Origin of the sequence: Pseudomonas sp. G2-4, from assembly GCF_030064125.1 — a bacterium.
Taxonomy (GTDB): Bacteria; Pseudomonadota; Gammaproteobacteria; order Pseudomonadales; family Pseudomonadaceae; genus Aquipseudomonas.
The window spans coordinates 4897467-4909302 of the sequence record NZ_CP125957.1 but is presented as its reverse complement, the minus strand read 5'-3'; the positions used below and the strand labels follow the sequence as shown (position 1 = coordinate 4909302).

At 64.5% G+C, this 11836-nt stretch carries 12 protein-coding genes and 1 riboswitch; of the genes, 10 read left to right on the top strand and 2 right to left on the bottom strand.

Annotated features, from left to right (window positions below):
- Nucleotides 1-154: 154 nt before the first annotated feature.
- Together QNH97_RS21370 and QNH97_RS21365 are read right to left on the bottom strand one after the other, a co-directional pair.
- A complete protein-coding gene (locus tag QNH97_RS21370; protein ID WP_283553792.1) occupies nucleotides 155-1465 on the bottom strand; it encodes a PQQ-dependent sugar dehydrogenase in 1311 nt (436 codons plus the stop codon).
- 197 nt (nucleotides 1466-1662) lie between these two features.
- The gene (locus QNH97_RS21365; protein ID WP_283553791.1) at nucleotides 1663-2247 is read right to left on the bottom strand and encodes a hypothetical protein; all 585 of its coding nucleotides are present in this window, start codon (nucleotides 2245-2247) and stop codon (nucleotides 1663-1665) included.
- 157 nt (nucleotides 2248-2404) lie between these two features.
- A riboswitch (cobalamin riboswitch) is annotated at nucleotides 2405-2614 on the top strand.
- Between the two features lie 81 nt (nucleotides 2615-2695).
- Here QNH97_RS21365 and cobO point away from each other — a divergent pair.
- The 10 genes from cobO (at nucleotide 2696) to QNH97_RS21315 (ending at nucleotide 11713) form a co-directional block, all read left to right on the top strand.
- Nucleotides 2696-3307 (top strand): cob(I)yrinic acid a,c-diamide adenosyltransferase, encoded by a 612-nt coding sequence (gene cobO / locus QNH97_RS21360; RefSeq protein ID WP_283553790.1) that lies wholly within the window; start codon nucleotides 2696-2698, stop codon nucleotides 3305-3307.
- A complete protein-coding gene (locus tag QNH97_RS21355; protein ID WP_283553789.1) occupies nucleotides 3304-4698 on the top strand; it encodes a cobyrinic acid a,c-diamide synthase CobB in 1395 nt (464 codons plus the stop codon). Before cobO ends, QNH97_RS21355 begins: the two co-directional genes overlap by 4 nt.
- On the top strand, nucleotides 4695-5345 hold the full coding sequence (bluB, locus tag QNH97_RS21350; RefSeq protein WP_283553788.1) for a 5,6-dimethylbenzimidazole synthase: 651 nt from the start codon (nucleotides 4695-4697) through the stop codon (nucleotides 5343-5345). The genes QNH97_RS21355 and bluB overlap by 4 nt, the downstream gene beginning before the upstream one ends.
- On the top strand, nucleotides 5342-6250 hold the full coding sequence (cbiB, locus tag QNH97_RS21345) for an adenosylcobinamide-phosphate synthase CbiB (RefSeq protein ID WP_283553787.1): 909 nt from the start codon (nucleotides 5342-5344) through the stop codon (nucleotides 6248-6250). The genes bluB and cbiB overlap by 4 nt, the downstream gene beginning before the upstream one ends.
- Nucleotides 6243-7235: a threonine-phosphate decarboxylase CobD gene (gene cobD, locus QNH97_RS21340; RefSeq protein WP_283553786.1), complete on the top strand. Its 993-nt coding sequence runs from the start codon at nucleotides 6243-6245 to the stop codon at nucleotides 7233-7235. Before cbiB ends, cobD begins: the two co-directional genes overlap by 8 nt.
- Entirely contained in the window at nucleotides 7232-8683 is a 1452-nt protein-coding gene (locus tag QNH97_RS21335) for a cobyric acid synthase (protein WP_283553785.1), read from the top strand. The genes cobD and QNH97_RS21335 overlap by 4 nt, the downstream gene beginning before the upstream one ends.
- A gap of 150 nt (nucleotides 8684-8833) precedes the next feature.
- Nucleotides 8834-9355, top strand: a complete 522-nt coding sequence (gene cobU / locus QNH97_RS21330; RefSeq protein ID WP_283553784.1) for a bifunctional adenosylcobinamide kinase/adenosylcobinamide-phosphate guanylyltransferase — start codon at nucleotides 8834-8836, stop codon at nucleotides 9353-9355.
- A complete protein-coding gene (gene cobT, locus QNH97_RS21325; RefSeq protein WP_283553783.1) occupies nucleotides 9352-10407 on the top strand; it encodes a nicotinate-nucleotide--dimethylbenzimidazole phosphoribosyltransferase in 1056 nt (351 codons plus the stop codon). Before cobU ends, cobT begins: the two co-directional genes overlap by 4 nt.
- Nucleotides 10404-10979 carry an alpha-ribazole phosphatase family protein gene (gene cobC / locus QNH97_RS21320; protein WP_283553782.1) on the top strand — a complete coding sequence of 192 codons (576 nt, stop codon included), beginning with the start codon at nucleotides 10404-10406 and terminating at the stop codon, nucleotides 10977-10979. Before cobT ends, cobC begins: the two co-directional genes overlap by 4 nt.
- Before the next feature lie 2 nt (nucleotides 10980-10981).
- Nucleotides 10982-11713, top strand: a complete 732-nt coding sequence (locus QNH97_RS21315; RefSeq protein WP_283553781.1) for an adenosylcobinamide-GDP ribazoletransferase — start codon at nucleotides 10982-10984, stop codon at nucleotides 11711-11713.
- The last annotated feature ends 123 nt before the right edge of the window (nucleotides 11714-11836 follow it).

Genomic DNA, 11836 nt, shown 5'->3' with positions numbered 1-11836 from the left:
TTTGTGGCGAGGGAGCTTGCTCCCGCTCGGTTGCGCAGCAACCGCCAGAAGCTTGGGGCCGCTTCGCAGCCCAGCGGGAGCAAGCTCCCTCGCCACAGGTGTTCACCATGTCCCCGGACCAAACAGGGTTCCTTTACAAGTCTTGGGTGGTGGGTTATTTACCCGACACCCGCCAAATCTTGTTCCCCACATCATCAGCCACCAACAACCCACCCTGTTTATCGATCACCACGCCCACCGGCCGGCCCAGGGCTTTTTCGTCGGCGTTCAGGAAGCCGGTGAGCACATCCACCGGTTGTCCCACTGGCTTGCCGCCAGTGAACGGCACAAAAATCACCTTATAACCACTGTGGGGCTTGCGGTTCCAGGAGCCGTGCTGCCCGATGAAAGCCCCTTCGGTAAACGGCGCAGGCAAGCGGCTGCCATCGGCGAACGTCAGGCCCAGCGAAGCGGTGTGAGGGCCGACGGCGTAGTCCGGGGCGATGGCCTTGGCCACCAGGGCCGGGTTCTGCGGTTCGACCCGAACATCGACGTGCTGCCCGTAGTAGCTGTAGGGCCAGCCATAGAACGCGCCGTCCTTGACCGAAGTAATGTAGTCCGGCACCAGGTCGCTGCCGATCTCATCCCGCTCGTTCACGGCCGTCCACAGGGCGCCGCTGTTGGGTTCCCAGGCCAGGCCGTTGGGGTTGCGCAGGCCCGAGGCGAATATACGGTGACTACCGCTGGCACGGTCCACCTCCCAGATGGCTGCTCGGCCTTCTTCGGCCTCCATGCCGTTTTCCGCAACGTTGCTGTTCGAGCCGGTGGTGACGTACAGCTTGCTGCCGTCCCGGCTGGCGATCACGTTTTTGGTCCAGTGATGATTGAGCGTGCCGCCCGGCAAGTCGACGACCTTGGTCGGTTGCGCGTTGATTTGCGTATCGCCCTCGTTGTACGGGAAGCGGATCAGTCGGTCGGTGTCGGCCACGTACAGGTCATTGCCCACCAGGGTCATGCCGAACGGCGAGTTGAGGTTTTCCAGGAACACCGTACGGGTTTCGGCAACGCCGTCATGATTGGCATCGCGCAACAGCGTGATGCGATTGGGGCTGGGCACGCCGGCACCCGCGCGGCCCATGACCTTTTTCATCACCCAGCCACGGATACCCTTGGAATCGTCCGGTTTGGGCGGGGCGTTGGTTTCGGCCACCAGCACATCACCATTGGGCAACACGTAGAGCCAGCGCGGATGGTCCAATCCTTCGGCGAAGGCGCCCACCTGCAGGCCCGGGGCCGGGGTAGGCTTGGCGCCCTCGGGCCAGCCGACGGCTTCGGCGATGTTCACGGTGGGGATCAGGGTCTTGTTCGGTTCGGGCAGTTTCGGCGAGGGGCCGGTGCCGTCGGACACTTTCAGCGAGGACGACTCGCCACAAGCGACAAGTCCGGCGGCCAAGGCGACGATCAAAAGATGGGGTGGCTTGAGCATGCTGGCTTCCCTATGAATGCATGTAGTTATTCATAGAGAAGCGTAGACGCGCGATGGTTCAACTGCGGGTAGGCCAGTCTGCCAGGCAAAACCTTGTGGGAGCGAGCTTGCTCGCGATGGCGGCGTGACAGTCAAGATGGATGTTGCCAGGTGCACCGCTATCGCGAGCAAGCTCGCTTCCACAGTTCTTGAATGAGTCAGCCGTGGGCCTGTTTGAACAGCACGGCGATACCCGGGTGATAAAAGCCGGCCTCGTTGCGCAACTTGCGGTAGGCGTAAGGGAAATACCAGGCCACGGCGCAGGTGTTTTCCTTTTGCAGGTCGTCGACCATGTCCTGCAACTCTTCGGGCGTGGTGCTCTGCTGGGCTTTTTGCGGTGCGACGAACAGGCAGCCGAGCCTCAGGTCGCTGGCGTAGCTGATGCGCTTGGCATCGCTGGTGGCTTCCGACAGCGGTTGGGTCAGGTTCAGGTTGTTGACCTTGGGCCAGCGTTGGGTGGCCTGGATGAAGGCCCGCTCCTCGGTGCTGGCGATAAACAGATCGGCGCTGACGTTGCGTTCGCCTTCTTCATTCTGCTTGCGGGTCGGCGCGTTCTGCAGCGTGACCATCTCGGCCATCCAGGCGGCCGCTGACAGCAGGCCAAGGTTGGCCTTTTCATCGAACCAGTAAGGTGTGTCGTTATCGCCACGCACGGCGTTGTAGCGGTCGATACAGTCAAACCAACGTTCCAGTACCGGGCGCAGGAACTCCAGTTTTGGATTGCTGATGATCATGCCTTGCATACCTTGCCCTCTTGTTCTTGTGATATCGGGGTGTAATGTCTCTTTGATATCACTTCCCGTGGCGTGACACAAGATTGACGTCATTCCATTGATCCGGCCAATAACCAGCGCTGGGCCCGTGGCGGCTTTAATTGACGCTCCACCCCCAACCCTCTAACCTTCGCCGCTTGTTTCAGGTGCTCTGTGGCCGTGGCCGACAGAGTGAAACAGGGAAGCCGGTGAGTGCACACGAACCCGGCGCTGCCCCCGCAACGGTAAATGAGTCAAGGTTGCCTACAGGCCACTGTGTCCATGGACATGGGAAGGCGCGCAGCCCGGCATCACGCCGCTCATGAGCCCGGAGACCGGCCTGATTCATCCAACGGCATCACGGTGGGCGATGCCAGGCTTGCTGCCGTCTTTTTTTGTGCCCCGCCCGCCGTTATCCAATCCCAACGGAGAGCTCCCCATGACCGACACCCCTGATCGCGACGAACGCCACCTGGCGCGCATGCTGCGCAAGAAAGCCGTGATCGACGAGCGCATCGCCAACTCGCCGAACGAGTGTGGCTTGCTGCTAGTGCTGACCGGCAACGGCAAGGGCAAGAGCAGCTCGGCGTTCGGTATGTTGGCACGGGCCATGGGGCATGGCATGCAATGCGGCGTGGTGCAATTCATCAAGGGCCGCAACAGCACCGGTGAGGAGTTGTTTTTCCGCCGCTTCCCGGAACAGGTGCGCTTTCACGTCATGGGCGAAGGCTTCACTTGGGAAACCCAGGATCGCCAGCGCGACATCGCTGCTGCCGAAGCGGCCTGGGCGGTATCGCGCCAATTGCTCAGCGATCCCTCCGTTGGCCTGGTGGTGCTCGATGAACTCAACATCGCCCTCAAGCACGGTTACCTCGACCTCGATCAGGTTCTCAGCGATCTGCAAGCACGCCCGCCGATGCAACACGTGGTGGTGACCGGTCGCGGCGCCAAGCCGGAGATGATCGAACTGGCCGATACCGTCACCGAGATGGGCATGATCAAGCACGCGTTCCAGGCCGGTATCAAGGCGCAGAAAGGCGTCGAACTGTGAGTGACACTTGCCTGACAAGCCGCCACTGTCCGGCGGTGCTGATCGCTGCCCCGGCCTCGGGACAGGGCAAGACCACCGTCACCGCCGCCCTGGCCCGCTTGCATCGCAATCAGGGACGCAAGGTGCGCGTCTTCAAATGCGGCCCGGACTTTTTGGACCCGATGATCCTCGAGCGAGCCAGCGGCGCGCTGGTCTATCAATTGGACATGTGGATGGTCGGCGAGCAGGAAAGTCGTCGGTTGTTGTGGGAAGCCGCCGCCGAAGCGGACCTGATCCTGATCGAAGGGGTGATGGGGCTGTTCGACGGCACGCCGTCCAGCGCCGATCTGGCGCGGCATTTTGGCGTGCCGGTGCTGGCGGTGATTGACGGCACGGCCATGGCCCAGACCTTCGGCGCCCTGGCCTTGGGCCTGGCGCGTTATCAGCCGGACTTGCCTTTCGCCGGGGTCTTGGCCAACCGCGTCGGCACCTTGCGCCACGCACAATTGCTCGAAGGCAGCCTGACCGAAGGCCTGCGCTGGTACGGTGCGTTGTCCCGGGAAACCGGCATCGAATTGCCCAGTCGTCATCTCGGGCTGGTCCAGGCCAGCGAGTTGAACGACCTCGACCTGCGCCTCGACGCGGCGGCCGAGGCCTTGGCCGGCAGTTGTGAAGTGGCGCTGCCGCCCGCTGTGGAATTCGCCGCGCCCGAGGTGATCACCGCGCAGCCATGGCTCGACGGCGTGCGCATCGCCGTGGCCCGGGACGAAGCGTTTGCCTTCACCTATGGTGCGAGCCTCGATCTGCTGCGGGCCATGGGCGCGCAATTGAGCTTCTTTTCGCCGATCCATGACACCGAACTGCCCGAGGCGGACAGCCTCTACCTGCCCGGCGGTTATCCAGAGCTGCACCACGTTGCGCTGGCCCGGAACGCGCCGATGCTGGCGGCGATCCGGGCTCACCATGCAGCCGGTAAACCGTTGCTCGCCGAATGCGGCGGCATGCTGTATCTGCTGGATTCCCTGACTGACGTCGAAGGCAACCGCGCCGAACTATTGGGCTTGCTGGCGGGTGAGGCGCAGATGCAAAAGCGTCTGGCAGCCCTGGCCCTGCAATCGGTGGATTTGCCGGAAGGCACCCTGCGCGGGCACACCTATCATCATTCGCTGACCAGCACTGAACTGGTGCCGATTGCCCGTGGGCATAGCCCTAATGGAGGGCGTGGGGCCGAGGCGGTCTTCCGGTTGGGGCGGATGACGGCTTCTTATGTGCACTTTTATTTTCCGTCGAATCCGCGGGCGATTGCCGCGCTCTTTGCGCCTGACCTTGAGGCCGCCTTCGCGAGCAGGCTCGCTCCCACATTTGATCACCTGAACCCTGTGGGAGCGAGCCTGCTCGCGAAAAGGCCATGACCGACAACGCTTTCCCCCAGGCCGAACGCGACGCGGTCTACCGCGCCATCGCCGAGCGCCGTGATATGCGCCACTTCAGCGGCGGCACGGTCGAGCCGGCCTTGCTGCACCGCCTGCTGGAAGCCGCGCACCAGGCCCCCAGCGTGGGCCTGATGCAGCCCTGGCGGTTTATCCGCATCAGCGACCGCGCCTTGCGTGGGAGTATCCAGCAGTTGGTGGAGGAAGAACGTATCCGCACCGCCGAGGCCCTCGGCGAGCGCAGCGACGAATTCATGAAGCTCAAGGTCGAAGGCATCAACGACTGCGCCGAGGTGCTGGTGGCGGCGTTGATGGAGGATCGCGAGCGACACATCTTCGGTCGCCGGACCTTGCCGGAAATGGACCTGGCTTCGCTGTCCTGCGCGATCCAGAACCTCTGGCTGGCCGCCCGTGTTGAAGGGCTGGGGATGGGCTGGGTGTCGTTGTTCGAACCCCAGGCTTTGGCCGACTTGCTGGGCCTGCCCGCCGGTGCCAAGCCGCTGGCAATCTTGTGCCTGGGCCCGGTCGAGGGGTTTTACCCGGCGCCGATGCTCGCCCTGGAAGGTTGGGCGCAGCCGCGCTCGCTGAATGAATTGCTCTATGAAAACCATTGGGGAGAGCGCCCATGAGCGTGGCCTTGCTCAGTGCCGCCGCAGTGGCGCTGGATGCGCTGCTGGGCGAGCCCCGGCGTTGGCATCCACTGGTGGCGTTCGGCGGTTTTGCCGAGCGGATCGAACAACGCTTCAACTCTGGTGGGCGCGGCTGGCGCAGTCATGGCGTGACGGCGTGGATTATCGCCGTGGTGCCGTTGACCTTGCTCGCCACGGCCCTGTCCTGGGCACCCATGGTGGGTTGGTTGGTGGAGATCCTCGCGCTGTACTGCGCCCTCGGCCTGCGCAGCCTCGGGGAACATGTCGAGCCGGTGGCCCAGGCGCTGCGCAGTGGCGATCTGGACACCGCGCGCCAGCGTGTCGGCTACCTGGTCAGTCGCGAAACCCGCGAACTGGACGAAACCGCCGTGGCCCGCGCCGCCACCGAGTCGGTGCTGGAGAACGGCAGCGATGCGGTGTTCGCCGCATTGTTCTGGTTCGCCGTGGCCGGTGCGCCTGGGGTGGTGTTGTACCGCCTGAGCAATACCCTCGACGCCATGTGGGGCTATCGCAACGAACGCTTCGAGCGCTTCGGCTGGGCGGCGGCAAAAATTGACGATGGGCTCAACTATATTCCTGCGCGCCTGGTGGCGTTGACCTATGCAGTGCTTGGCAAAACCCGCTTGGCGCTCAAGTGCTGGCGCACCCAGGGCCCGACCTGGGACAGCCCCAATGCCGGGCCGGTCATGGCCGCCGGTGCCGGTGCGCTGGGTGTCGAGTTGGGCGGGGCGGCGGTTTATCACGGTGAACTGCACCAACGTCCGCCCCTGGGCGAAGGCGTGCCGGCGAGTGCCGATTCAATTGATCGCGGCTGGCAATTGGTCCAGCGCGGCGTATGGTTATGGCTGCTGATTCTCTGCCTGGGAGCTGAGTTTTATGCTTGAGCACGGTGGGCGCTTGCGTAACGCGGCCCGGCAATACGGGATCGCTGAGGTTGACTGGCTCGATTTGTCCAGCGGCCTGGCGCCCTGGCCGTTCGAGGTTCCGGCGATTCCACCGCGGGCTTGGGCGCGCCTGCCGGAAACCGATGACGGCTTGGAACAGGCCGCCTGCGATTACTACGGGGCGTTGGATGTGCTGCCGGTGGCCGGTTCGCAAATGGCCATCCAGCTGTTGCCGCGCCTGCGCCGGGTCGGCAAGGTCGGCGTCTTGTCGCCGTGTTACGCCGAGCACGCCGAAGCCTGGCGCCGCGCCGGCTACATCGTGCGCGAAGTGCTGGAAGCGGAAGTGGATTTCTTCCTCGACAGCCTCGACGTGCTGGTGGTGGTCAACCCGAACAACCCCACGGGCCTGAGCCTGGATCCCGAGCGCTTGCTGGATTGGCACGCGCGCCTGGCCCAGCGCGGTGGCTGGCTGGTGGTGGATGAAGCGTTCATGGACATCACGCCGCACCTGAGCCTGGCGGCCCACGCCCATCAGGTCGGGCTGATCGTGCTGCGTTCGTTCGGCAAGTTCTTTGGCCTGGCTGGGGTGCGCCTGGGGTTTGTCCTGGCCGAGCGCCACTTGCTCAAGTTGCTTGCTGAGCAGGTCGGGCCATGGGCCGTCAGCGGGCCGACCCGGGTGGTGGGCCAGGCGTGCCTGTTGGACACCGCTGCCCATGTCCGCCAGCGACAACGCTGCGAAGCCACCAGCCAACGCCTCGCGCTGATGCTGGAGCGCCATGGTTTCAAACCCCAGGGCGGCTGCGGCTTGTTCCAATGGCTGGTCACCGAGCATGCCGTGGGGCTTCACGATTTCATGGCTCATCGCGGCATTCTCCTGCGGCTGTTCGTGAACAACAGCAGCCTGCGCTTCGGGCTGCCGGCCGATGACGCCGAGTTCTTGCGCCTCGAACAGGCGCTCGAGGCCTACACCAAGGACATTCGATGACCACTGTGATGGTGCAAGGCACCACGTCCGATGCCGGCAAAAGTACCCTGGTCACGGCGTTATGCCGCTGGGTCCGACGCCAGGGTGTCAGCGTGGTGCCGTTCAAGCCGCAGAACATGGCGCTCAACAGCGCGGTGACGGCCGACGGCGGCGAAATCGGCCGCGCCCAGGCGGTGCAGGCCCAGGCCGCCGGGCTCGAACCGCATACCGACATGAACCCAGTGCTGCTCAAACCCAACAGTGATACCGGCGCCCAAGTGATCATCCATGGCCGCGCCGTCACCACGATGAACGCCGTGGCCTATCACGACTACAAAGCCATCGCGATGCAAGCGGTGCTGGCCTCGCACCAACGCTTGAGCGCCGCGTATCCCGTGGTGATGGTGGAGGGCGCCGGGTCACCGGCAGAGATCAATCTGCGTGCTGGCGACATTGCCAACATGGGCTTTGCCGAGGCGGTGGACTGCCCGGTGCTGCTGATCGCGGACATCAATCGCGGCGGGGTCTTTGCCCATCTCGTCGGCACCCTGGAGTTGCTGTCGCCCAGTGAGCAGGCGCGGGTCAAGGGCTTCATCATCAATCGTTTTCGCGGCGACATCGCTTTGCTGCAACCGGGCCTGGATTGGTTGGAAACGCGCACCGGCAAACCGGTGGTGGGCGTGTTGCCCTACGTGATGGACCTGCACCTGGAAGCCGAGGACGGCCTCGACCAGCGCCAGGCCGACAAGGCTGAACAGGTGCTCAAGGTGCTGGTGCCGGTGTTGCCGCGCATCAGCAACCACACCGATTTCGATCCGTTGCGGTTGCATCCGCAGGTCGACCTGCAATTCATCGGCCCCGGCCAGGTCATCCCGCCGGCCGACCTGATCATCCTGCCCGGTTCGAAAAGCGTGCGCAGCGACCTGGCCTACCTGCGTGCCAACGGCTGGGAAAGCGCCATCCAACGGCACCTGCGTTACGGCGGCAAGTTGCTGGGTATTTGTGGCGGATTGCAGATGCTCGGCCAGCAGGTCCACGACCCGTTGGGGCTGGAAGGCGCGGCGGGCTCCAGTGCCGGACTGGGCCTGCTGGCCTTTGAAACGACGCTGGAACATGAGAAACAATTGCGTAATGTCCGCGGGCGACTGGCCTTGGAAAACGCTGAAGTCAGCGGTTATGAGATTCACGCCGGGGTGACCACCGGCCCGGCACTGGAACACGCGGCGGTGTACCTGGAAGACGGCCGTTGCGACGGCGCGCAAAGTCTCGATGGGCAGATTTTCGGCACCTATCTGCACGGGCTGTTCGAGTCCCCGCAGGCCAGCAGTGCATTGTTGCGTTGGGCCGGGTTGCAGGATGTGCAGGCGGTGGATTACCACGGCTTGCGCGAGCGGGACATCGAGCGGCTGGCGGATCTGGTGGAGCGGCATTTGGACACTGGGTTGTTGCGTGAACTCTGTGGGATTTAGGGTGGCTGGGCTGGCTTCTTCGCGAGCAGGCTCGCTCCCACATGGGGGGCAGGGTGTATATAGAATTTATGCTCGCCAGCGATCCCCTGTGGGAGCGAGCCTGCTCGCGAAGAGGCCGGTCGCCACACCGCCAAATAAAGGTAATGACTCATGCTCCAACTAATCCTCGGCGGCGCCCGCTCCGGCAAGAGTCGCCTGGCGGAAAAACTCGCGGTCGAAACAGGCTGGCCAGTGACCTACATCGCCACCAGCCAACCCCTGGACGGCGAAATGAACGCACGGGTCGCCCAACACCGAGCCCGTCGCCCGGCCGAATGGGCGCTGCTGGAAGAACCCTTGGCCCTGGCCCGCGTGCTGCGGGAAAACGCCGCCCCCGGCCACTGCCTACTCGTGGATTGCCTGACCCTGTGGCTGACCAACCTGCTGATGCTCGACGCCCCAGAGCGATTGAACACAGAGCGCGACGCACTGCTGGACTGCCTGGCCGCGCTGCCCGGGGAGATCATTTTTGTCAGCAACGAGACCGGAATGGGTGTTGTGCCCCTGGGCGAGTTGACTCGCCGTTATGTCGATGAAGCCGGTTGGCTGCATCAAGCTTTGGCCGAACGGTGTCAGCGCGTCGTGCTGACCGTTGCCGGCCTGCCCCTGACTCTCAAAGGTACTGCGTTATGAATCACCGCTGGTGGCTGGACCCGTGCAAGCCCCTCGACACCCAGGCCCTGGAACAGGCCGCGGACCGTCAGCAACAACTGACCAAACCGGCCGGCTCCCTGGGGCGGCTGGAGTCGGTGGCGGTGCAACTGGCGGGGCTGCAAGGTCAGGTCAAGCCGAGCCTGGATCAAGTCTGGATCGCGATTTTTGCCGGCGATCATGGTGTGGTGGCGGAGGGCGTCTCAGCCTTTCCCCAGGAAGTGACCGGGCAGATGCTGCTCAACTTCGTCAGCGGCGGCGCGGCCATCAGCGTTCTGGCGCGGCAGCTGGGCGCTTCGCTGGAAGTGGTGGACCTGGGCACCGTGACGCCTGCGCTGGAGTTGCCCGGCGTGCGGCATCTGCGCGTCGGCCCCGGCACGGCGAATTTCGTCCATGGCCCGGCGATGACCGTGGCCCAGGGCGAGCAAGCCCTGCAAGCCGGCCGCGACAGTGTGCTCCGTGCCGTAGCCGCTGGGACCAACTTGTTCATCGGCGGCGAGATGGGCATCGGCAACACCACGGCGGCCAGCGCCCTGGCCTGCGCCTTGCTGGATTGCCCGGTGGGGCATCTGGTCGGCCCGGGTACCGGCCTGGACGCGGCGGGTGTCAGCCACAAGGCCCAAGTGATCGAACGGGCCCTGGCGCATCACAGTGCCCAACGCGACGACCCGTTGCAGACCCTGTTCAACCTCGGCGGTTTTGAAATCGCCGCGTTGGCCGGCGCTTACCTGGCCTGTGCCCAGCAAGGCGTCGCCGTGCTGGTGGACGGCTTCATCTGCAGCGTCGCCGCCCTGGTGGCGGTGCGCCTCAATCCCGGATGCCGGCCATGGTTGCTGTTCGGCCATCGCGGCGCCGAGCCGGGCCATCGCCACGTGCTGGAAACCCTCGGCGCCGAACCGTTGCTGGACCTCGGCCTGCGCCTGGGCGAGGGCAGCGGCGCTGCGTTGGCGGTGCCGCTGTTGCGCCTGGCCTGTGACCTTCACGGGCAGATGGCGACGTTTGCCGAAGCGGCCGTGGCGGATCGTCCGGCATGACCTTGCGCCTGGACCTGCTGCGTCACGGCGAAACCGAGCTGGGCGGCGGATTGCGCGGCAGCCTCGACGACGCCTTGACCGCCAAGGGCTGGGAACAGATGCACGCGGCTGTCATAGAGGGCGGGCCCTGGGATCGGCTGGTGAGTTCGCCGTTGCAACGTTGCGCCCGTTTCGCTGAGCAACTCGGCGCCCGACTCGGCGTTCCAGTGCACTTGGACAAGGATCTGCAAGAGCTGCATTTCGGCGCCTGGGAAGGCCGCAGCGCGGCGGCGTTGATGGAGACTGACGCTGAAGCATTGGGGCGGTTTTGGGCCGATCCCTACAGCTTTACGCCACCCGATGGCGAGCCGGTGCTGGCGTTTTCCGGGCGCGTTTTGGCGGCGGTCGAACGCCTGCATAGCGCCTATGCCGGCCAGCGGGTTTTGCTGGTCAGCCATGGCGGCGTGATGCGCTTGTTGCTGGCCCAGGCCCGGGGTCTGCCTCGGGAGCAACTGCTCAATGTCGAAGTCGGCCATGGCGCGTTGTTTTCCCTGTGCGTGTCGTCCGGTGCGCGGCTGGAAGAGGCGGTTTGATCATGTTGCCATTCTGGATCGCCCTGCAATTTCTCAGCAGCCTGCCGGTTCGCCTGCCGGGCATGCCCGAGCCTGAGCAACTGGGTCGCTCGCTGCTGTTCTATCCCTTGGTGGGCCTGTTGTTCGGCGGCTTGCTGTGGCTGCTCAACGCATGGCTGACGGGCGCGCCGCCGCTGCTGCACGCCGCGCTGTTGCTGACGGCGTGGGTGTTGCTCAGCGGCGGCCTGCACCTCGATGGCCTGGCCGACAGCGCCGACGCCTGGCTCGGTGGTTTTGGCGACCGCGAGCGCACGCTGCTGATCATGAAGGATCCGCGCAGTGGGCCGATTGCGGTGATCACCCTGGTGTTGGTGTTGTTGCTCAAATTCGCCGCGCTGTTGGCGTTGATCGAGCAAGGGCAGGGCTTGATGTTGATCATCGTGCCGGTGTTGGGGCGCGGCGCGTTGCTTGGGCTGTTCCTGACCACGCCTTACGTGCGAGCCGGTGGGTTGGGTCAGGCGCTTGCTGATCACTTGCCTCGGCGTGCCGGTTGGCAGGTGTTGCTGGCGTGTGCGCTGGGTTGCGTGCTGGTGGCAGGGTGGGGTGGTGCTTTCGCGCTGCTGGTCGCGTCGGTGGTGTTCGTTGGCTTGCGCCAGATGATGCTGCGCAGGCTGGGGGGATGTACCGGGGATACGGCGGGGGCGTTGTTGGAGTTGCTTGAAGTGGCGGTGTTGGTGGGGATGGTGTTGGTCTGATCCACCGTGGGGACCTGTCAACTCTGACAGTATCGCGCTTCGAAAAATCGGCGCTTAATTTTGCTCAAGGCTTCTAGGGCCGGGCGGAGCGACAGGGCTATTTTTCACTCTTTGAGCCATGAG

Bases quoted from the DNA above. Each gene is read 5' to 3' on its own strand.
- cobD (WP_283553786.1), top strand. From the start codon at position 6,243: ATGCTTGAGCACGGTGGGCGCTTGCGTAACGCGGCCCGGCAATACGGG.
- QNH97_RS21315 (WP_283553781.1), top strand. From the start codon at position 10,982: ATGTTGCCATTCTGGATCGCCCTGCAATTTCTCAGCAGCCTGCCGGTT.
- QNH97_RS21365 (WP_283553791.1), bottom strand. From the start codon at position 2,247: ATGCAAGGCATGATCATCAGCAATCCAAAACTGGAGTTCCTGCGCCCG.
- cobC (WP_283553782.1), top strand. From the start codon at position 10,404: ATGACCTTGCGCCTGGACCTGCTGCGTCACGGCGAAACCGAGCTGGGC.
- QNH97_RS21370 (WP_283553792.1), bottom strand. From the start codon at position 1,465: ATGCTCAAGCCACCCCATCTTTTGATCGTCGCCTTGGCCGCCGGACTT.
- cobO (WP_283553790.1), top strand. From the start codon at position 2,696: ATGACCGACACCCCTGATCGCGACGAACGCCACCTGGCGCGCATGCTG.
- cobU (WP_283553784.1), top strand. From the start codon at position 8,834: ATGCTCCAACTAATCCTCGGCGGCGCCCGCTCCGGCAAGAGTCGCCTG.
- QNH97_RS21335 (WP_283553785.1), top strand. From the start codon at position 7,232: ATGACCACTGTGATGGTGCAAGGCACCACGTCCGATGCCGGCAAAAGT.
- cbiB (WP_283553787.1), top strand. From the start codon at position 5,342: ATGAGCGTGGCCTTGCTCAGTGCCGCCGCAGTGGCGCTGGATGCGCTG.
- cobT (WP_283553783.1), top strand. From the start codon at position 9,352: ATGAATCACCGCTGGTGGCTGGACCCGTGCAAGCCCCTCGACACCCAG.
- bluB (WP_283553788.1), top strand. From the start codon at position 4,695: ATGACCGACAACGCTTTCCCCCAGGCCGAACGCGACGCGGTCTACCGC.